Origin of the sequence: Meiothermus sp. CFH 77666 (assembly GCF_017497985.1) — a bacterium.
GTDB lineage: Bacteria > Deinococcota > Deinococci > Deinococcales > Thermaceae > Meiothermus.
In genome coordinates this window covers 122,742-140,232 of the sequence record NZ_JAGDFV010000005.1, presented here as the reverse complement: position 1 = coordinate 140,232, position 17,491 = coordinate 122,742, and the positions used below count along the sequence as shown (strand labels likewise).

17 protein-coding genes are annotated in these 17,491 nt (G+C 60.4%); 12 read left to right on the top strand and 5 right to left on the bottom strand.

Annotated features, from left to right (window positions below; translation table 11 throughout):
- The first annotated feature begins 157 nt into the window (after positions 1-157).
- From J3L12_RS04545 to J3L12_RS04525, 5 genes are all read left to right on the top strand, one after another.
- Positions 158-718: an HD domain-containing protein gene (locus J3L12_RS04545; protein WP_208013853.1), complete on the top strand. Its 561-nt coding sequence runs from the start codon at positions 158-160 to the stop codon at positions 716-718.
- Between the two features lie 37 nt (positions 719-755).
- Entirely contained in the window at positions 756-2,657 is a 1,902-nt protein-coding gene (locus tag J3L12_RS04540; protein ID WP_208013852.1) for a DUF2207 domain-containing protein, read from the top strand.
- 20 nt (positions 2,658-2,677) lie between these two features.
- The gene (locus J3L12_RS04535; RefSeq protein WP_208013851.1) at positions 2,678-3,220 is read left to right on the top strand and encodes a LemA family protein; all 543 of its coding nucleotides are present in this window, start codon (positions 2,678-2,680) and stop codon (positions 3,218-3,220) included.
- A 792-nt stretch (positions 3,221-4,012) separates the two neighbouring features.
- Entirely contained in the window at positions 4,013-4,861 is an 849-nt protein-coding gene (locus tag J3L12_RS04530) for an SDR family oxidoreductase (protein ID WP_208013850.1), read from the top strand.
- Between the two features lie 36 nt (positions 4,862-4,897).
- The gene (locus J3L12_RS04525) at positions 4,898-5,212 is read left to right on the top strand and encodes an FUN14 domain-containing protein (RefSeq protein WP_208013849.1); all 315 of its coding nucleotides are present in this window, start codon (positions 4,898-4,900) and stop codon (positions 5,210-5,212) included.
- Here J3L12_RS04525 and J3L12_RS04520 read toward each other — a convergent pair.
- The 4 genes from J3L12_RS04520 to J3L12_RS04505 all read right to left on the bottom strand — a co-directional run bounded on the left by J3L12_RS04520 (position 5,209) and on the right by J3L12_RS04505 (position 7,432).
- Positions 5,209-6,060, bottom strand: coding sequence for a hydroxymethylglutaryl-CoA lyase (locus tag J3L12_RS04520; RefSeq protein WP_208013848.1), 852 nt, complete (start codon positions 6,058-6,060; stop codon positions 5,209-5,211). The two genes, J3L12_RS04525 and J3L12_RS04520, sit on opposite strands and share 4 nt — an antisense overlap.
- On the bottom strand, positions 6,057-6,407 hold the full coding sequence (locus J3L12_RS04515; protein ID WP_208013847.1) for a DUF5615 family PIN-like protein: 351 nt from the start codon (positions 6,405-6,407) through the stop codon (positions 6,057-6,059). The genes J3L12_RS04520 and J3L12_RS04515 overlap by 4 nt, the downstream gene beginning before the upstream one ends.
- Positions 6,407-6,661 (bottom strand): DUF433 domain-containing protein, encoded by a 255-nt coding sequence (locus tag J3L12_RS04510; RefSeq protein ID WP_208013846.1) that lies wholly within the window; start codon positions 6,659-6,661, stop codon positions 6,407-6,409. The genes J3L12_RS04515 and J3L12_RS04510 overlap by 1 nt, the downstream gene beginning before the upstream one ends.
- A 249-nt stretch (positions 6,662-6,910) precedes the next feature.
- Positions 6,911-7,432, bottom strand: coding sequence for a hypothetical protein (locus J3L12_RS04505; protein WP_208013845.1), 522 nt, complete (start codon positions 7,430-7,432; stop codon positions 6,911-6,913).
- A 187-nt stretch (positions 7,433-7,619) separates the two neighbouring features.
- Between J3L12_RS04505 and J3L12_RS04500 the strand changes: the two genes are divergently transcribed.
- From J3L12_RS04500 to J3L12_RS04470, 7 genes are all read left to right on the top strand, one after another.
- A complete protein-coding gene (locus tag J3L12_RS04500; RefSeq protein WP_208013844.1) occupies positions 7,620-8,276 on the top strand; it encodes a tetratricopeptide repeat protein in 657 nt (218 codons plus the stop codon).
- A gap of 325 nt (positions 8,277-8,601) precedes the next feature.
- Positions 8,602-11,178 (top strand): BamA/TamA family outer membrane protein, encoded by a 2,577-nt coding sequence (locus J3L12_RS04495; protein WP_243454914.1) that lies wholly within the window; start codon positions 8,602-8,604, stop codon positions 11,176-11,178.
- Positions 11,179-11,363: 185 nt separating this feature from the next.
- Positions 11,364-12,428, top strand: a complete 1,065-nt coding sequence (locus J3L12_RS04490) for an alpha/beta hydrolase (RefSeq protein ID WP_208013842.1) — start codon at positions 11,364-11,366, stop codon at positions 12,426-12,428.
- Between the two features lie 213 nt (positions 12,429-12,641).
- The gene (locus J3L12_RS04485; protein ID WP_208013841.1) at positions 12,642-13,343 is read left to right on the top strand and encodes a GNAT family N-acetyltransferase; all 702 of its coding nucleotides are present in this window, start codon (positions 12,642-12,644) and stop codon (positions 13,341-13,343) included.
- Positions 13,344-13,380: 37 nt separating this feature from the next.
- Complete coding sequence (locus J3L12_RS04480) at positions 13,381-15,630, top strand: FdhF/YdeP family oxidoreductase (protein WP_347708835.1); 2,250 nt, start codon at positions 13,381-13,383, stop codon at positions 15,628-15,630.
- Entirely contained in the window at positions 15,566-16,432 is an 867-nt protein-coding gene (gene fdhD, locus J3L12_RS04475) for a formate dehydrogenase accessory sulfurtransferase FdhD (protein ID WP_208013839.1), read from the top strand. Before J3L12_RS04480 ends, fdhD begins: the two co-directional genes overlap by 65 nt.
- Positions 16,433-16,645: 213 nt before the next feature.
- Positions 16,646-16,972 carry a DUF503 domain-containing protein gene (locus J3L12_RS04470; protein ID WP_208013838.1) on the top strand — a complete coding sequence of 109 codons (327 nt, stop codon included), beginning with the start codon at positions 16,646-16,648 and terminating at the stop codon, positions 16,970-16,972.
- Between the two features lie 86 nt (positions 16,973-17,058).
- On the opposite strand, the gene J3L12_RS04465 is transcribed toward J3L12_RS04470, so the two are convergent.
- Positions 17,059-17,397 carry a DUF4342 domain-containing protein gene (locus J3L12_RS04465; protein ID WP_243454913.1) on the bottom strand — a complete coding sequence of 113 codons (339 nt, stop codon included), beginning with the start codon at positions 17,395-17,397 and terminating at the stop codon, positions 17,059-17,061.
- Positions 17,398-17,491: the final 94 nt, after the last annotated feature.

The window sequence follows — 17,491 nt, the reverse complement described above, 5'->3', positions numbered from 1 at the left end:
AGCGTAAGGCTAAAAGCAATCTCGACATGCAACTCGAGGCCCGTGACAAATGGCCCATACTGGAGACAGTTCAAAAAACCAGCTTGACTGACACCCAAACCAGAACAGAGCCCTCGACCCTCGACGCCAGACCTACGACCCCTTTTAGAATGGGCCTATGGCGATCTACATGGTGTATGAAGACGCACTGGCTCTGATGAAGCGCTGGACCCCCTCGGAAAGTTTGCAAAAGCACATGATGGCGGTGGAGGCGGCCATGCGGGCCTATGCCCGAAAATTCGGGGAGCCCGAAGAAAAATGGGCCATTACCGCTATCCTGCACGATTTCGACTACGAAAAAGCCCCCGAGACCCATCCTTTCAAGGGGGTGGAGATGCTCCGCGAGATGGGCTACCCCGAGGATGTTCTGGAAGCCATCCTGGGCCACGCCGACGTACCCGAGCACCCCCGCAACTCCCTCATGGCCAAGGCCCTGTTTGCCGTGGACGAGCTGGTGGGTCTGATTACCGCAGCGGTCTATGTGCGGCCCGATAAGAGCATCCTGAGCCTGGAGTTGAGCAGCCTGAAAAAGAAGTTCAAGGATAGGGCGTTTGCAGCCAAGGTAGACCGTGAGGGCATCGTGCGCGGGGCCGAGGAGCTGGGGGTAGACCTCGACGAACACATGGCCTTTGTGCTGGAGGCCATGAAACAGGATGCCAATCGGCTGGGGCTGGTATGAACTGCACCTCGGCTTGCCGTTAGGGTAGGCTAAGAGGGTGAACCTCCTGCGCTTGTGGCTCCCTTTGCTGGCCCTGCTGGGGCTGGCCTGGGGGAAGAGCTACTCCCTCGAGCGGGTCGAACAGGACGTGTACCTGCAGGCCGATGGCCGGGTGCGGGTGGTGGATGTGCGCACCTGGCGCTTTGAGGGCGCCTTCCGCGAGGTCTTCCTGGAGATTGACCCCCGCCGGGGGGGCCAGGTGCGCTTTGAGGAGGCCAGCGCCCTCGACGATGGCCGACCCATCCGCTACGAAGTGCAGGGCAACCGCATCAGCCTTACCGCCGGCCCCCCTGACCGCTCGGGCAACCTGCCCGTACTGGCCGAAAACCAGAGCCGCACTTTTCGCATCAGCTACACCCTGACGGGCGAAATCATGGTAGCCAGCGATGCCGCCCTGTTTGACCGGCAGGTGTTGGAGCCTGAGCACGCGGCAGTGGGTAGCTACGTGCTGCGTATCCATGCCCCGCAGGCCGTGCCGGAACGGTTCCGGGTGTTCATCTTTACCGGGCGAGGGCGAATTGGAACCCTCGAGTTCGACCCGGCCAAACGCGTTGCCACGGTGCAGATAACCCCCGTCAGCCAGGATGAGTTTGTGCGCTCGAGGGTGATTCTGGATGCCCGGGCCTTCAGTTTCCGCAGCCTGAACGAGCCCCGCTTCGAGCAGTGGCTAAAGGAGACCGAAGAGGAAACCCGCACCTTCCGTGAGCGCTCCCGTCAGCTCATCGAAAACCAGCAGGTGCCCGGCTGGGCCTGGGCACTGGCCGCAGGGCCGCTGGGGCTGCTCCTGGTATTATTTGCTTTTTTTATCCGCGCCTTTCAACAGTATGGCCAAGAACCCCGCACCCTAGAGGTAGGCCGCTACTACCGTGAACCCGCCGAGGAAATCCCGCCAGGAATGGTGCCCTATGTGATGAGCCAGGGCGACCCCGGGCAGTCCATGCTGGGCCGGATGATCTCGGCTACCTTGCTCGATTTTGCCCGGCGGGGCTCGGTGGAGCTCATCCGCCACGAAAACCCGGGCCTGCTAGGGCTTTTTGGCGGCACCGAGACCCATTTCAAACTGGTGGCCCCACCGGAAAACGCCACCGGCCTGGAGACAGAAGTCTGGAACCTGCTGCGGGCCGCCGCAGGCCAGGACGGGGTGGTACGGCCCGACGAACTCAAAAAGTATTTCCAGCAGCACCCGAGCCTGCTGACCAGCATGAGCCGCCGCCCGAGAGCCATCTACGAGGCGACCCACGGCAAGCTGCTCGACGAGAAAAGTGGGCGGGCTGCCATACGCTGGGGGGGATGGTTGGTGGGGCTGGGCTTTTTGTTTGTGTTGTTATCACTCACCGCAGGGCCTGTTTTCTTCGGCCTGCTTGGAGAGCCTGCCTGGGTGGGCGTTCTGATGGCCAGCGGGTTTCTGAGCGGCATCGGCTTGATGGTCATGGGCTTGCTGGCCTTCAACGTGCTGACCCGCTGGGCGCCGGACAAACTGCTCAACGCCAGACGCTGGCAGGCCTACCGCAACTTCCTGGCCGACTTCTCCCAGATGGAATCGGCGCCGCCCGAGCATTTCAAAATGTGGGACTATCACTTTATCTATGCCGCCGCTTTGGGGGTGGCCGAGCGCTACCTGCGCAATCTGCGCCGGATTGCCCAGCAGCGACCCGACGTGATGACCGCGCCGCGCTGGATTCCTGGGTCGTCCCTGGGCCAGGCAGGGCAGGTCATGGCATCCAGCAGCGACATGCTGGAACAAATCAGCCGGATGACCGGGGGCCTCGAGCAGATTACCCGCAACCTGGAGAGCCTCGAGCGGGCCCTCAAACCCTCTTCCAGTGGCTCCGGGGGGGGTTTTGGGGGCAGCTCGAGCGGGGGTTCCTCCGGCGGCGGTGGTTCCAGCGGAGCCCGGTAGTAAACAAGGAGGGATAAGGTATGGAGATTTTGTTGATTCTAGTTCTGCTGCTAGTAGCCCTTTTCGTCTTTTACTACAACCGCATCATCACCCTGGAAAACCGGGTCAACAACGCGCTTTCCCAGGTAGACGTGCAGCTCAAACGGCGCAACGACCTGATCCCCAACCTGGTCAACACCGTCAAGGGCTACGCCGCCCACGAGACCGGGGTCTTCGACCGCGTGACCCAGGCCCGCGAACGGATGCTCTCCGCCGGAAGCATCGAGGAAAAGTCGGCGGCCTCCAACCAGCTCACCCAGGCCCTGCGCAGCGTATTTGCCATCGCCGAAGCCTACCCCGAGCTCAAGGCCGATGCCAACTTCCGCGAGTTGCAGGGGCAGCTCGAAGAAACCGAAAACAAAATTGCCTACTCCCGCCAGTTCTTCAACGACACCGTGCTGGACTTCAACAACACCGTCACCACCATCCCCGGTATGTTTGTGGCCCAGCCGCTGGGCAAGCGGGCCAAGCCCTTCTTCGAGGTTGAAGACTCGGCCCGTCAGGTGCCCAATGTCAGTTTCTAAGCCCACCCGTTCAGTACATCGTTGTAGAAACGTTTATACGGATACAAGATAGTGTTGAAAATAACGTCGCGGCCCTGGCTACGCCATATCACATAAGTCGAATTCGGTGGCCTTTAGTGCACAGTCGTATAAATACCCGTACAAAGTGTCCATTGCGGCACGAACTATGCAGTACGCTCTTGCAAAAGCCGTAGCAGAAACCTTTTCGTTCCTCCCCTACCGTGCAGGGGAGATTAGGTGGGGTTGCTGAGCAGCGACTTTGCGTAACCTGGTGGTTGGGGGCCTCACCCAATACCCTCCCCCACCCTCCCTACGTGGTAGGGAGGGGGCTCTATGTCAATCCCTCCCGGAAACCCGGAGGTGTACGGACATCTCTACGACGATGTATTTAGTCCCTCTCCTGCAGTGTAAGGGAGTTAAGTTGCGCCCGCATAAGGTTTAGAGATGAATCCAGGCCACGCTAGAAATCATGCTCCGGGCGCAATACCCGAATGATTTTCGATCATGCCATTATCCAAAACATAGGCGGGAGGTACTTAGGTGGGTTTGCTGAGCAGCGACTTCGTGTAGTCGGGCGGTTTAGGGCTTTGCCCAGTACCCTCCCCCACCCTCCCTACGCAGTAGGGCGGGGGTCTCGAGGTCAATCCCTCCCAGAAACTGGAGGCGCATGAACCTCTCTACGACGCTATATTCAGAGGCGTACATCAAGCGACTCAAGCCGGCCACAGGAGGCTTTTCTCACAGATTTGATCTGTGCTCAATTTGCAAGTGCAATACCGTTAGAATAGCGGCATGTTTCAGCCAGATTTGCTAAAAGACAAGGTGGTACTGGTGACGGGGGGCGGTACAGGTCTGGGCCGCTCGATGAGCACGCGTTTTCTGGAGCTGGGGGCCAAAGTGGCCATCACCAGCCGGCGGGCCGAGACCATCGCCCAGGCCGCCCAGGAGATGATGCAGCAGACCGGGGGCGAGGTCTTCACCACGCCGGTAGACGTGCGCGACCCCGAAGCCGTCAAAGCCATGGTAGACGCGGTAGAGGGGCACTTTGGTCGGATTGACGTGCTGGTGAACAACGCTGCGGGCAACTTCATATCGCCTACCGAGCGGCTTTCTTACCGGGCTTTCGATGCGGTCTTGAACATTGTGCTGCACGGAACGGTGTACTGTACCCTCGAGGTCGGCAAGCGCTGGATTGCCCGGGGGCAGAAAGGCACCATGCTCAACATCGCCACCACCTATGCCCAGTCCGGCTCGGGGTATGTGGTGCCCTCGGCTACCGCCAAGGCGGGCGTCGTGACCCTCACCAAGTCGCTGGCAGCCGAATGGGGTAAGTACGGGATTCGCCTCAACGCCATTGCGCCGGGGCCCTTTCCCACCGAGGGGGCCTGGACCCGCCTGATGCCCACCCCGGAGATTGCCCGGATGTTCGAGAAAAAGATTCCCCTGGGGCGGGTGGGGGAGCACATCGAGCTGGCCAACCTGGCTGCTTACCTTATTTCCGACTATGCGGGCTTCATTACCGGCGACCTCATCACCATTGACGGCGGCGAGACAGTCTGGAACGCTGGGGAGTTCAATGTGCTGGACGCCGTAACCAAGGAGCAGTGGGATGCCCTCGAGGCCCTTCGCAAAAAATCCTGACCGCGCATTCTGGCTCGGGCATGGCACAATAGAAACGTGGAAGTAATTCAACCTTACATCGGGCAGCTCACCTTTGGCGGGCTGGCCGGGTTTGCAGTAGGCTTCGCCATCAAAACCGTAGGACGCTGGGTAGCCATCATTCTGGGCCTGATTTTTGTGGTGGTGCAGGTACTGGCCTCGATGGGCTATATCAACGTGGACTGGACCCGCATCCAGCGCGATGTGGAGCCGCTGCTGCAACAGGAGCAGATCAAAAACGCCTGGGACGCGCTGGTGGGGGTGCTTACCACCAACCTCCCCTTCGGAGGGGCCTTTGTGGCAGGGCTTCTACTCGGCTTGAGGCGGGGCTAGGCGTACTGGGTTCGTAGCAAAAGAGCCTGGCTCGAGAGTTCCGGCAGCCGATAAAGGTCAATGCCTAATTGCTCACCCTGCCTCGCCAGATAAGGAAGCACCTGCTCGGTGGCCAGATTGCCCACCAGCTCATCGCCCGCAAAGGGGCAGCCGCCAATGCCCCCCAGCGCCCCCTCGAGCCAGCGCACCCCGGCCCGAAGGGCCACCTCTACCTTTTCCAGGGTGTTTTCCGGGCGGCTGTGCAGGTGGAGGCCCAGCTTCTCGTCCAGCCCCCCGCTTTGAGTAACCGCCTGGAGGGTTTGGGCAATGGTCTGGGCCGAGGCCACCCCGTAGGTATCGGCCAGCACAATGCCCGAAAGCCCCGGTAGCCGCCGCATGCGCTCTACAAACTGTGCTGTGAGGCCCGGCTCCCAGGCGTCGCCGTAGGGGTTACCAAAGGCCATCGAAAGATAGACCACGAACCGCAGACCCTCTGCCTCTGAAATGAGTTGCTCCAGTACCGGCCAGGATTCCTCTATGCCCAGGTTGAGATTTTTGCGCTGGAAGGTCTCCGAGATGGCAAAGGGGTAGCCCACGGTGGTCAGATGGGGGGCTTGCCGGGCCCGCTCGAGGCCCTTCAGGTTGCCAATAATGGCCAGATACTCGCGCTCTTCCGGCGCGGGCATGGCGGCCAGCACCGCCTCTGCATCGGCGTGCTGGGGCACCCATCTGGGCGAAACAAAACTGGTCAGGTCGAGGCTCTGAAAACCGGCCTCGAGCAGCATCTGCAAATATCTCACCTTTTCTACGGTGGGAATAAACCGGCCAAACCCCTGCCAGGAATCCCGTGGACACTCCACCCATTTCACAGTTCTTCACTATACCGAGCGATACCCTCCGGCTGCACCACATAGAGTTCGCCCCACAGAGGGTAACCCTTGCGGAACACGTCCCGCAGGATTTCGCGCATCAGCTCGGGGTCAATCACTCCAGGGCGCAGCACGATGCGCGGAAAGCTGAGGGGAAAGCGCACGGGGTCGGAAAAATCCAGGTCGAGCGTGACCAGCACGTAGTTGTGCCGCTCGGCGTAGGCATACAGAAAGGCGTCCGAGCGCCCGGTGAGGCCTACCTCCCGCGCCGTGACCACCTCGTGGCCCTCGCTAATCAGCCACCACAGCACCCGCTGGGGAATGTTTTCATCGAGCAGAATGCGCATCACTCCTCGTGCAGGGCGATCCACTCGTAGTTGGTGGAGCGAGCCCCGTACAGCAGCGCGGCCTGGATGTCCTGGCGGGTCAGTTCGGGCCACTGCACTAGCACTTCTTCGATGGACATCTGTGAAGCCAGGGCTTCCAGAACCATGTATACCGCAATACGGCTTCCTTTGAGTCGCGGCCTACCGCGCAGAATATCGGGATTGGAGCTGATGCGGGAGAGGAGTTCGCTGCGAACCTTGGAGCCCAGCTTCATAAAGCACCTCCCTTGGAGCCGGCTTCTCGGCCAGGGCTGAATCCAGGCCAGCCCAGGTCACACAAGACGCCATGCAGCCCATCGGTTGGATAGGATTTTGTCTACGGGCCGCATGACTTATCATAGCCCGTTTTACCTGGGCCAGGGTGCAGAAATTACCCTTTTTGCGGGGCCTGGGGCCACCGAACAAGCAACAACTACCCTGCTGACCTGCATTGTGGCGAGCCAGGGTATGCAAAACGATGTTTCTCAGGACGGTTCGCCATACCAGAGCGCTTCGATGGTCTCGAGCTGCCCATCGTCATCGAGGGAAAAGGTCAAATCCCAGTCAGCCTGTGCATAAGTCAGCCAGGGATCGTCGGGATCCAGTTCCTCGCCCTCCAGGGGGGTAGGCGGGCCAAAAAGGGCGATGAGCTCGGCACGAGTGGTGTAAGGGGTGAGATTTAGGGGTTGCAAGCCGTTGACGAACTGGCCTTTGTAGGCATCGTAGCCAAAGGGATTGCTGTGCTTGAGAAAAAAGTTGTAGCCAAGAATGGTACTGCCCTGAAACTCAACAGCCAGACCATAGGGGGCGTACTCGAGGATGTTGTCTTGCAGGTAACGTGCCTTGCCTCCCCTGAAGCGGTTGACCAGCTTTTCAAGCCAGCCAGGCCGGGAACGTTCGGTAGGAATTTCCTCTCCCAAAAAAGCCAGTCTGGAAACATCCTCACCTATTGCAACCCCATTAAGCTTCCAGCCATCAAAATCAAAGACCAGTAAAGGAGCATTCATTGGGCCATGGTAGCAGGAGGACAGCCTGCATCAAAAAGGGCCTGCTAAGGCAAGCTAGCCCCCAGCTCTGTACAGGCAACCTTAACCCTCTTGTTAACGGACTCTGCCCCGGCGGGGTTTAGAAATCACCGGACTTCCCTCCAGTCCTTGTTAAGGTGAGGGCAGGGAGGGGATTCAAGCATTAATTATGACCCAACTGGATGCCACTAGCGGAATTGAACTCGCGTTGCAACACCTGTCCAGGGGAGAGCCCTTATTGGCTTTACGGGTACTGGACAGGGTTTCCTGGATGGATTTGGGCTGGCCCGATTACTGGCGGGTCAGAGCCGAGGCTTTCTTGCTGCTGGGTGACCATAAGCAGGCGGCCAGCAGCGCCAAAGAGGGTCTGGTGGAAGACCCCGACAACCTGCCCCTGCTCTTATTGTTCATCAAGGCTCTGGCGGAATTGGGCGAGCTGGACAGGGCCCAATACGCCCTGACCCATGCGCTGCGGCTGGCCCCGAACAACCTCGAGCTGCAAAGCCTGGCCGACTCCCTCAAGTTGCAAATTAATCAGCGTCCCAAATCACCCAAAGCTGCTTCGTTACCCCCCGTACAAACCATTCCCGATGTACCTACCCATGCCCGCGACGACTGGAAGACTGCCAGAGACTGGCGTTCGGGCAAGCGGATCTTCAACGAGGCCGATGCCAGCGCAATCAAACGGGCTTTCAAAGCCAACAACCCCACCCTGCCTGAGGCGCAGGTACGTCGGCGCAACTTTTCCTTCATGCTGCCGATTGGGTTTTTGCTTTTGTGCGTGGCCTTCATTGGTTTCTGGCTGTGGTCACATATGGGCAGGTGAGCACTCTACCGCCTTCAGGCGATAGCTCTCTTTGACCCCTCGTAGGCGGGTCATTGCGGCTACGGCTGCCTACTGCCCTGAAATCATCTCCCTCCTCTGCCTATTGATTGCCTCATCTCCGACTGCTCAGGCAAAAATACCCTCGCTTCCATCCATGCCGTGTCGCACTGGAAAGGGCTTCATCTTAATCCTGGATTGGATGATAGTAAGCTGGTGTGGTATGCCTCTTGACCAGAATGGGTCTCTAACCTTGCGGATAGCTCCAAAGCGTTGGGTAAAATCCGCTCTCACTCACGCTTCACGCGCCTCGCATATGGTTGGCAGCATGAAGCGATTATTTCCCCTCGTGATGTTGCTGGGTATGGCCCTGGCGGCCCCCATCGAGGAGGTGGAGGTGCGGGGTACCGATACCGTGCTGGCTGCGCTGGTGCGCATCTCACTGCCTTTTGGAGTGGGCGATGAACCCGGCGACCTGGAACAGGCCCGGGCTGCCGTGTTGGGTACAGGCTACTTCCGGGATGCCAGGGTTCGTCTGGATGGCAACAAACTGGTAGTGGAGGTCACGACCAACCCGGCTATTACCAAGGTTACGGCATCATCCAAAGCCTTTCCCGAAGCCAACGTGCTGCGCTACCTGGAAACCGAGCAAGCCATTGGGGTTGGTTCGGTATTTAACCCTAAAAAGGCCACCGAGGCCGCTCAGGCCCTGGCCCGCATCTATCGCAACGAAGGTTTTCCATTTGAGCCCAAAATTACCCCGGAAGCCAGGGATGTGGCCGGTGGGGTGGAGCTAAATTTCAACATTGAGGAGAACCCCGAACTGAAGTCGGTGGAGGTTGGAGCTGCCACCTACGTACCCAAAGAGCGCCTCGAGCCCCTCTTTCAACCGGTGGTGGAGAATGGGCGCTTCTCCTTCGAGCGTTTCCGCGATGCGGTGGGCCGTACCGGCGATGTGTATGCTGCAGCCGGTTTCCGGGGCAGTGGGGTAGACCTGGCCCGCACCGCCCTGGTAGACGGCGTGCTTCGGGTAGCGTTTAGCGAGCTCAAAATTGCCGAGATCAACGCTCGAGGAGTGGATGTCAGTGCGCTGGGCCTCAAGGTGGGCGATCCCTTCAACCTTGACCGGATCCTGGACGGGGTTAATACCTTATCCCGTAGCATCAGCCGGGTGATTGACTTCCGACCCGAGCGGGTAAGCCCGGATGGGGTGCGTCTGAACTTTCAGGCGGGCGAACAGCGCTTTGGAGCTATCCGCGAGGTTCGCATTGAAGGCAATACGGCCATTCCTACCGAAAAACTGCTGGCCAGGCTCCGCCTCAAACCCGGCGATGAATACAACCCGGCCCTGGCCAACGAAGACTTCGCTCGAGTCCTGCGGGAATACCGCGATGCAGGTTTCGACCTGGTGGGCCAGCCCGACATCACCTTCCGCGAAGGGGTTTATGTGCAGCGGTTGCGTGAGCTCCGGATTGCGGGTTACCGCATCGAGCCTGCCCTGACCCGCACCGACCCCAGCGTGTTTCTACGCGAAATGCCTCCCGTAGGCAGCCTGTTCTCGGTGAACGCCTTGCGGCAGGGCATTACCAACATTCTTCGCACCGGGTTGCTGCGCGAACCCCCAGGGGTGCGGCCCCAGCAAGGCGAAAAACCTGAAGACATCATCATCGTGCTGAGCTTTCGCGAAGCCCAGACCGGGAGCTTCATTCCCGGGATATCGTGGAGCAGCCTGACGGGTTGGGAAGGCAGCATTGGTATCAGCGATACCAACCTGTGGGGGCTGGCCCATCAGTACAATGTGACCCTGGGCATCAACCCCAACGATGCGGGTCAGTTCCTGACCTTCAGTGCCTCCTACCGAATTCCCTGGGTTTACCTTGATTTTGCCGACTTCAAGGACGTGCGCACCTCGTTTGGGGTCAGTGTGTACAGCCAGCCACAGGCCAATATCAACTTTCCGCTGCAGCAGCAGTACAACGGCAATACCCCAGACCTGAACGGCGACGGAATTATTGACGACAAAGATCAGACCTCAATCTGGCAGTACACCGAGCGCAAAACCGGCATCAATTTCTCGGTTTCCCGCCCTCTGAGCCGTGACTTCCCCAACCTGCGGCTTTCGGCAGGTCTGGGTTGGGAATGGAATATTCCCTTGCTGGAAGTTAACGATGCCAACCGCCCCCGATGCCTGGTCAAGGTGCCGGATTCGGGTAACAAAGCCAACCCTCCGGTTGCCGAGGACACCGCTTGCAGCAATGCGTTGTTGCAAGATGCGCAGAGCAAGTTTGAGCAAAACGTGCGTGAGTTCCAGGCCATTACGCTCAATCTGGGAGCCACCTACAGCACCCTGAATAGCCCCACCTTCCCCACCCAGGGCTTCTCGGTCAACCTCAGCACCGGCTACGGTATTACCTTTCCCAAAGGCGGCGATGTGACCCAGTATGTGCCGGTGGTGGTGACGGGCCGAAACTACTTCCAGATTGACCAGGCGGCCCGTCAGGCCATTAGCCTGCGGCTTTCGTTTGGAACCATTTTGGGTACAGCGCAGGACAGCCAGAAGTTCAGCCTGGGCGGCAACAGCACCGACATCACCACCCTGCGCGGTTACGACCCCCGCTTTCTGGACAAGGGAACCACCGTACTCAACGGCACCCTCGAGTATGGCTACGATTTTGGCCTGAGCCCAACTGGCGGAACCAACATCTATGGCTTTGTGTTTACCGATTTTGGCCGCATGTGGCCAGCCCCTGCCGATCTTGACGCCTTTTTCCTGGGGGTAGGGGTGGGTTTGCAAATCAACCTCGACCTGCTGGGCGCCATTCTGCCGCCCATCCGACTGGATTATGGCTTCAGCCAGCGCAACCCCACCGGGCGTTTCGCGCTGCGGCTGGGACTTGGGTTCTGATACCAGATTTGTTTTGGTTTGGGCCGCACAATGGCCGCCCATCAAGGCGGCCATTGTTCTGTTCTGGACAAGAGATCTCCGACACCGGTGGCTCTATCTTTGCAGAGAATGCTCTTCTCTAAGGGTAACAAGTTTGTAACAGAAGCCCGGTAAAATCAAGCAAATCAAACCTAAAGGAGTGTCCCATGGGTTCCATCCCTAACCTGCCAGGCATTTTGTCCAAGATGATCGAGACCCCGCGACTGAAGATGCACGTCCTGCTACGGGGAGCTGCCGATGGCATTCCGGTGCTTTTGATACACGGCAACGCCAGCAGCAGCACCTTCTGGGAAGAAACCATGCTGGCCCTGCCTGCTGGCTTCCGCGCCATTGCGCCCGACCTGCGGGGCTACGGCGACACCGAAGACAAGCTGGTAGACGCCATCCGGGGCTGCATGGACTGGGTGGACGACCTGCTCAGCCTGATGGACATGCTGGGCTACGCCCGCTTTCATGTGGCCGGCCACTCGCTGGGGGGCAGCGTGGTCTGGGCCCTGCTGGCGGCTGCCCCTGAGCGGATCTACACGGCTACCGTGGTTGCACCGGGCTCGCCCTTTGGCTTTGGTGGCACCAGGGACATCCAGGGAACCCCTTGCGCCCCAGATTTTGCCGGCTCGGGGGGCGGCATTGTCAACCCCGAGTTCGCTAAACTGATTGCCGAGGGTTATCGCGGTACCGAGTACCAGGCTTCTCCCCGCACCGTCATGAACAGCTTCTACTGGAAGCCGCCCTTCCGGCACCCCCGCGAGGAGGCGCTGCTCTCGGGGGTGCTCTCCGAGAAGATTGGGCCGGACAGGTATCCCGGCGACCTGGAAGCCTCGCCCCATTGGCCAGGGGTGGCCCCAGGCAGGTGGGGCCCGGCCAACGCTATCTCGCCCAGGTACATCGGTGACAGCGTGGAGAGGATGCTAGCGGCGCCCGTTAAGCCCCCCATCCTCTGGGTGCGCGGTGCCGAGGATCAGATTGTGAGCGATATGAGCCTCTTCAACATGGGCACCCTGGGCAAGCTGGGCGTGGTTCCCGGCTGGCCCGGCGACGAGGTACACCCCCCGCAACCGATGGTGGGCCAGACCCGGTATGTGCTCGAGCAGTACAAAGCCCGTGGAGGCACCTTCCGCGAAGAGGTCATTCCCGACACCGGCCACTCCCCCCACATGGAAAAACCCGAGGTATTTGACCCGCTGTTTCACGCCCACCTGAAGTCGGTTTAGGTCACCCACGGTAGGCTTGCTCAACAGCCGACCACACGCGCATGGCTTACAGTGGAGGCCCTGGCCCCCGAAAACACCCAGGGGAGACGCTTTCAAGGGATGAGGTTTTTGCTCAAAAACCCTAGATGCCACTACCCGTCCATCCGCCCCGGTACACACACCACGGGAGGGTGATGAAGCGGAGGTCAGTCGATCTCGTATGCTGAATAAAACATGCCGCCCCACCTGGATGAGTATTTTCTGGCTGCCGACGTCGCCCCTGAGCAGATGGATGCGCTCTGGGCGCAGGGCTGGCGGCACTTTGGGGTGTATTTCTTTCGCTACAGCCGCTTGCAAAACCACACCGTGCTTCCCCTTCGGATACGCCTGGCCCGCTATCGCCCCAGCCAGAGCCAGCGGCGGATACTGAAGCGGAACCGCGACTTGCAGTTCAAGCTGCAACCGGCCTTCGTGAACGCTCAGGTAGAAGCGCTGTTCGAGCGGCATAAGCAGCGCTTTTCCCAGAACATTCCCGAGAGCATCTACAACTTTGTTTCGCGCCGTCCGGCCCGTATTCCCTGCCGCTGCCATAGCCTGACCCTGCACCACCAGGGCCGTCTGGTGGGCATCAGCTATCTGGATGAAGGGGCGCAGGCCACTTCCAGCGTCTACCAGTGCTTCGACCCCGCCTATGCCAGGCGCAGCCTGGGCATCCTGATGATTTTGCTCTCTATTCGCTTCTCGCTGGAGCGAGGCAAGGCGTTTTACTATCCGGGTTATGCCTACCAGGAACCCTCCGAGTACGACTATAAGAAACGCCTGGGAGCGCTGGAATACTTTGACTGGAAGGGCAACTGGCTGAACTACCAGGCAGGTTTGTCGGTAAAATCTCAACCCGCGCTTACAAAACACACCTCGGATAGGGCTTTAGAATAAAGCCACCTACTGGAGGCATAGAGTGGCACTCAGGCCGGTGAAAAAAGGGTGGAGCCCTGAAACGTGGGTGAGCCTGCGGCCTTTTGGGCTGGGGCTACAGAAGCCCAATAATTTCCTCGAGGTCTTCCGAGCCCTGGCCGAGAACGCCGACAACCTCGAGTATGCCTGGCGCATCCTGCAAGAAGGGGTCTGCGACGGCTGTGCTTTGGGCACCAGCGGCCTACGGGACTGGACCATTAAGGGGGTTCACCTCTGCAATATCCGGCTCAGGCTCCTGCGGCTCAACACCATGGGGCCGCTGGACACCCAGCAGTTGGCGGATGTAGAGCACCTACGCAGCAAAAGCTCTGCCGAGCTGCGGGCGCTGGGCCGTCTCCCCTACCCTATGCGCCGCCGCAAGGGGGAGGCCGGGTTCACCCGCATCAGCTGGGACGAAGCCCTGGATCGTATTGCCTGGAAGCTGTGCAAAACGCCGCCGCACAGGATGGGCTTCTATCTGACCAGCCGGGGCACCCCCAACGAGACCTATTACGTAGTCCAGAAAGCGGTGCGGGCCCTGGGTAGCAACAACATAGACAACGCCGCCCGTATCTGCCACAGCCCCAGCACGGTAGCGCTCAAGGAGTCGCTGGGTGTGGCCGCGACCACCTGCAGCTACCGCGACCTGATTGGCACCGACCTGGTGGTGTTTTTGGGCTCCAACCCGGCGGTCAACCAGCCGGTCATGATGAAGTATCTTTACTACGCGAAAAAGGCCGGAACCCAGGTGGTGTGTGTAAACCCATACCTGGAACCGGCCATGCAGCACTACTGGATTCCCTCCGACCCCGAGAGTGCGCTATTTGGCACCCGGATTACCGACCGCTTCTTCCGGGTTCAGCCGGGGGGCGACAGCGCTTTTCTCGCCGGAACCCTGCGGCACCTGATCGAGCAGGACTGGCTCCACCACAGCTTCATTGCCGAGCACACCCGGGGCTTTGAAGCGGTGAAGGCCCAGGTAATGGCAACCCCCTGGGAAGAGCTCGAGCAGCTTTCCGGGGCCAGCCGCGCGGAGATGCTCGAGTTCGCTCTGCTGCTGGCCAGGGCCGAGAAGGCCGTACTGGTCTGGAGCATGGGCATCACCCAGCACACCACGGGCGAGGATACCGTGCAGAGCATCATCAACCTGGGGCTGGCACGGGGCTACCTGGGGCGTGAAGGCGCTGGCCTGATGCCCATCCGGGGCCACTCGGGGGTGCAGGGCGGGGCCGAGATGGGGGCCTATGCCTCGGTGTTTCCGGGGGGCGTACCCATTAACCCCGAGACGGCGGCGGCCCTGGCCCAGCAATGGGGCTTTGCGGTGCCTTCCCAGCCGGGCCTGACCGTAACGGAGATGCTCGAGGGGAACCTCGAGGTCTTGTGGAGCCTGGGGGGCAACTTCCTGGAAACCCTGCCCAGCCCTGCCCAGGCCGAGGCCCGCCTGGCCCAGGTGCCCTTGCGCGTACACCAGGACATCGTGCTCTCCTCGCAGATGCTGGTCGAACCCGCCGAAGAGGTAATACTGCTCCCCGCTCAGACCCGCTACGAGATTTCCGGCGGCTGCACCCAGACCAGCACCGAGCGCCGGGTTATCTACAGCCCGGAAATCCCCGGCCCGCGCATCGGTGAGGCCCGCTGGGAGGGACAGGTGTTTCAGGAAATTGTGGCCCGAATGTGCAAGCCCGAGCTCGCGGAGAAAGTGCGCTTTGCTGACACTGCCGCCGTGCGGGCCGAAATTGCCCGGGTTGTGCCGCTTTACGACGGCATCCAGCACCTTCGCCAGAAAGGCGATGCCTTCCAGTACGGGGGCCCCCGCCTGTGCGCGGACGGGGTCTGCCCTACCCCGGACGGGCGGGCCCGGTTCAGGCCGGTTAAACTGCCGGCCAACCCCGTTCCAGAAGGGGCGTTTCGCCTGGTTACCCGGCGCGGCAAGCAGTTCAACAGCATGGTGCACGAACCCACCGACCCCACCAACGGCGCTCCCCGCGATGCCGTGCTGATGAACCCCGTTGACCTGGAAAAGCGCGGTCTGAAAAGTGGCCAGCGCATCTGGCTGCACAACGCTTTTGGCACACTGTCCGCCACCGTTTTCCCTGCCGACGTATACCCCGGCAGCGTGCAGGTACACTGGCCGGAGGGCAATGTGTTGCTCGACCCCGATCTGCGCTCGAGGCAAGCCAAAATTCCCGCCTACAAAGAGGCTTATGTCTTCATCCAGACCCAACCACCGCCGGGGCGCCAAGACCCCCACCCGGATGCTGCGGATTGAGGGCGGACGGGCCCATGCCAGGCCCGACCACCTCGTCACCGAGGAGCCGCTGGAAATCCGCTTGCAGTCGGGCACGGGTGAAAGGCGCATCCTGGCCGTAACCATGCGAACGCCGGGTCACGACTTTGAACTGGCCGCCGGATTCCTGTTTGCTGAGGGGGTGATTGCCAGCCGCAGCCAAATCCGCCGCATGGCCTACTGCACCGACCCGGGCGAACCCCAGCAGTACAACATTGTGAACGTCGAGCTAGGGTCGGCAACGCTACCGAACCTGGCCCCCCTCGAGCGCCACTTTTACACCACCTCGGCCTGCGGGGTCTGCGGCAGGGCGGGGTTGGAAAACCTGCGCTTGCGCTGCGAGCCCCTGGAGCCGGGCTTTCGGGTCTCGAGCCAGATCATAGTCGAGTTGCCCAGGCTACTGAGCCAGCAGCAGGCGCTCTTTCAGCAAACCGGGGGGCTGCACGCAGCAGCGCTGTTCGACAAATGCGGAAAGCTACTGGCCGTGCGCGAAGATGTGGGCCGCCATAACGCCCTGGACAAGCTTTTAGGCTGGGCCTTGCTGGAAAACCGGCTGCCCCTCTCCGAGCACATCGTCCTGGTCAGCGGGCGGGCCAGCTACGAGCTGGCCCAGAAAACCCTGGCGGCAGGCGTCCCCATTCTGGCGGCCATTTCGGCCCCCAGCAGCCTCGCTGTGGAGCTGGCCAGGGAGTTCAACCTAACCCTGATCGGTTTTTTGCGCGGCTCGTTCAATGTGTATAGCGGACAGGAACGGCTCGAGGTGAGCACTCCTTCCCCCGAGTAATGCCATCTTTGCCTGAACACTATGCATATCATGGGAACAGTCGTGTGGGGGACAGGGGTTAGGGGACAGGCGTTTGAGAACCGCAACCTTTGCCCGACCACCCACGCCCACTTTGGGTCTCCCTGAAAGTTGTGGATACGACAAAAGTTGGTGCAGTACCAGATACTGTGAAGTTGATCGGATGTCCATGACAGGATGTGGCACAATCTAGGTATGAAAGCCTACCTGGGCCTCTATACTGCACGCCTCGAGATGCCCTGGGTAAAAAGCCTCAAGGAAAAACGGGCCCTGGTCAAGCCGACCATTGAGCGTTTGCGCTCGCGCTTCCCGGTTTCGGCGGCGCGGCTGGCCGGACAGGACGACCACGACTGGGAGGTGGTGGGTTTCAGCCTGATCGGCTACGACGGGGTCTGGGTCGAGACCATTCTGCGCGAGGCTGCCGACTTCATCGCGGCCCAGGCCGATTACGAGGTGGTGGAGGCTAACTGGAGCATTGAGGAAGTAAGCCTGGACGAGCTTTTACCTCGGCAGATTTCCTGAATGCCTTAGAGCGCTCTTCACAAATATCGAGCCATCCGGGCCTAAGGATCTTTGTTCTGGACAATGGCCGCCGGGAAACTCGAAACTCAAGCGGGCTGGTCGGGGAAGTCGGTCTTGGATTCTTCCTCGAGGGTTCGCACTTCTAACTGTCCGTCGCTGCGGCGCTCTACCTTGAGCTTGAACTGGGCAATCAGCCCCCCAATGGCCCCAATGGCCGCCAGGCGCGGGGCCGCCAGGGTAAGCAACCCCCCTACCAGCACGCCCACCGTAAGCGGCAGGGAAATTAGCTCCTCGCCGTTGGGCTTGCAAATGGTAACCCGTGTGGCGGTAGCGTCGCGCAGCAGCTCCTGTACTTTACTTACCAGCTCGCTACCCTGCACCTGAATTTCCTCGACCCAGGTCTTGCTTTCAGAATTCTCCTGCATAGTGTCCTCCTGGCTTCTCCTGCAGTTTACACACCAGTATCCAACAAATGGTCAGCGCCACCCTATTGCACCAGCCCAGCTGCATTTTGAGGGA

Excerpts from the sequence above, each read along its gene's own strand:
- J3L12_RS04490 (WP_208013842.1), top strand. The coding sequence starts at position 11,364 with ATGGGTTCCATCCCTAACCTGCCAGGCATTTTGTCCAAGATGATCGAG.
- J3L12_RS04495 (WP_243454914.1), top strand. The coding sequence starts at position 8,602 with ATGAAGCGATTATTTCCCCTCGTGATGTTGCTGGGTATGGCCCTGGCG.
- J3L12_RS04485 (WP_208013841.1), top strand. The coding sequence starts at position 12,642 with ATGCCGCCCCACCTGGATGAGTATTTTCTGGCTGCCGACGTCGCCCCT.
- J3L12_RS04500 (WP_208013844.1), top strand. The coding sequence starts at position 7,620 with ATGACCCAACTGGATGCCACTAGCGGAATTGAACTCGCGTTGCAACAC.
- J3L12_RS04470 (WP_208013838.1), top strand. The coding sequence starts at position 16,646 with ATGAAAGCCTACCTGGGCCTCTATACTGCACGCCTCGAGATGCCCTGG.
- J3L12_RS04465 (WP_243454913.1), bottom strand. The coding sequence starts at position 17,397 with ATGCAGGAGAATTCTGAAAGCAAGACCTGGGTCGAGGAAATTCAGGTG.
- J3L12_RS04510 (WP_208013846.1), bottom strand. The coding sequence starts at position 6,661 with ATGAAGCTGGGCTCCAAGGTTCGCAGCGAACTCCTCTCCCGCATCAGC.
- J3L12_RS04530 (WP_208013850.1), top strand. The coding sequence starts at position 4,013 with ATGTTTCAGCCAGATTTGCTAAAAGACAAGGTGGTACTGGTGACGGGG.
- J3L12_RS04505 (WP_208013845.1), bottom strand. The coding sequence starts at position 7,432 with ATGAATGCTCCTTTACTGGTCTTTGATTTTGATGGCTGGAAGCTTAAT.
- J3L12_RS04535 (WP_208013851.1), top strand. The coding sequence starts at position 2,678 with ATGGAGATTTTGTTGATTCTAGTTCTGCTGCTAGTAGCCCTTTTCGTC.
- J3L12_RS04545 (WP_208013853.1), top strand. The coding sequence starts at position 158 with ATGGCGATCTACATGGTGTATGAAGACGCACTGGCTCTGATGAAGCGC.
- fdhD (WP_208013839.1), top strand. The coding sequence starts at position 15,566 with ATGTCTTCATCCAGACCCAACCACCGCCGGGGCGCCAAGACCCCCACC.
- J3L12_RS04515 (WP_208013847.1), bottom strand. The coding sequence starts at position 6,407 with ATGCGCATTCTGCTCGATGAAAACATTCCCCAGCGGGTGCTGTGGTGG.